Here is a 1,883-nt window from a genome sequence, read left to right on the forward strand (position 1 = left end):
TCGCAAAGGACTATCCAGCCACGCGCCTGTACAAAAGATCGGCTGTGTCGGTTATTGTCTGGGCGGAAGGCTGGCCTATATGGCCGCAACACGCACAGATATCAGCGCGTCGGTTGGATATTATGGCGTGATGATCGATCAGATGTTGAACGAAAGTCATGCCATAGCCAACCCGCTGATGCTGCATATTCCAACCGCTGACCATTTTGTCGGACCGGACGCGCAAGCAGCGATGCATGCCGGGCTTGGCCATCATCCAAAGGTGACCTTGTACGACTATGATGGCCTAGACCATGGTTTTGCCACCGAAGTGGGCGATCGTCGTAATGAGGCAGGCGCGCAACTGGCGGATGCACGGACGATGGCATTTTTTGAAGACAATCTGGCTTAAAGGAAAAGGGCTCCCTGTGCGGGGAGCCCTCATTCATTACATACCCGCAAAGCTCGCTGCATAAGGCTGAACTTCGCTCCAGCCTTCATAGATCATCTTGCCCGCGACGTAGACAATCACGACCAGGCCAACCCACGCGATCCAGCGGTAGCGTTCGATATATTGCGCAATGATATTGGCCGCGATGCCCATGAGGGCGACCGCAAAAATCAAGCCGACAATAAGAATCCCGGGATGTTCACGCGCTGCGCCAGCGACGGCCAGAACGTTATCGAGGCTCATCGATACGTCGGCAACAGCGACGCCCCATGCCGCGCCAGCAAAGGTCTTCGTTGATTTCAAGCCTGAATGTTCATCACCGGCGATTTCAGGTGAACCGGCAGACTCGCCGGCATGGCCTTTGATATCGCGGTACATGCGCCAGGCGACCCACAAAAGCAGCAGGCCACCCGCCAATACCAGACCAACAATGCCAAGCAGCCATGTGACCATGAGCGCGAAAATTATGCGGAGCACCAATGCTGCCAGCACACCGATCAGGATGACCTTCTTGCGCTGCTCCGGCGGCAATCCTGCAGCCAAAGCGCCCACGACAATGGCATTGTCGCCAGCCAGCACCAGATCGATCAACAACACTTGGATGAACGCGGCAAATGCCGCAGGCTCGGTAATGTTGGAGAAATCCTTCACGATGGCGGCCCAAATGTCGGCGGGTCCGCCCAATGAAGTTGCCGCTGCCGTGGTTGCAATCAAAAATTCAAACATCTTTTCAGACCTGCTGCTTACTGGTTCATCGAGTCAAAAAAGTCTTCGTTGGTCTTCGAATCCTTCATCTTGTCGAGCAGGAACTCCATCGCGTCGATAGTGCCCATCTGCATGAGGATTCGGCGAAGCACCCACATTTTCTTGAGCTTGCCTTCCTCGACCAACAATTCTTCCTTACGCGTACCGGACTTGCCGACATCAAGTGCCGGGAAGATGCGCTTGTCGGCGACCTTGCGATCCAGCACGATTTCGGAGTTACCCGTACCCTTGAACTCTTCAAAAATAACTTCATCCATACGGCTGCCGGTATCGATCAAGGCCGTTGCGATGATGGACAACGAGCCACCTTCCTCGATGTTCCGGGCAGCACCGAAGAAGCGCTTTGGACGTTGCAAGGCGTTGGCATCGACACCGCCGGTGAGTACTTTGCCGGATGATGGCACAACAGTGTTATAGGCGCGGCCAAGACGCGTGATGGAGTCAAGCAGGATGACGACGTCGTGCTTATGTTCAACCAGACGTTTCGCTTTTTCAATAACCATTTCAGCGACTTGCACGTGTCGCGTTGCGGGCTCATCGAAGGTTGAAGACACAACCTCACCCTTCACGGACCGCTGCATATCGGTAACTTCCTCGGGCCGTTCATCGATCAACAGGACGATCAGGAACACCTCTGGATGGTTCTCGGTAATGGCGCGCGCGATGTTCTGCAGCAACACGGTTTTAC

General features: G+C 54.8%; 3 protein-coding genes. 1 reads left to right on the forward strand and 2 read right to left on the reverse strand.

Features of this window, described 5'->3' with window-relative positions; translation table 11 throughout:
• The coding region (locus ACLL9E_RS08880) for a dienelactone hydrolase family protein (protein WP_411291382.1) at window positions 1-391 on the forward strand (391 nt) is incomplete at its 5' end.
• 36 nt (window positions 392-427) lie between these two features.
• Here ACLL9E_RS08880 and ACLL9E_RS08885 read toward each other — a convergent pair.
• Complete coding sequence (locus ACLL9E_RS08885) at window positions 428-1,156, reverse strand: YjbE family putative metal transport protein (protein ID WP_411291383.1); 729 nt, start codon at window positions 1,154-1,156, stop codon at window positions 428-430.
• 17 nt (window positions 1,157-1,173) lie between these two features.
• Window positions 1,174-1,883: transcription termination factor Rho (gene rho, locus ACLL9E_RS08890; RefSeq protein WP_411291384.1), on the reverse strand; the 710-nt coding region annotated here is incomplete at its 5' end.

The organism is Sphingorhabdus sp. (assembly GCF_046596595.1).
Classification (GTDB): Bacteria; Pseudomonadota; Alphaproteobacteria; order Sphingomonadales; family Sphingomonadaceae; genus Sphingorhabdus_B.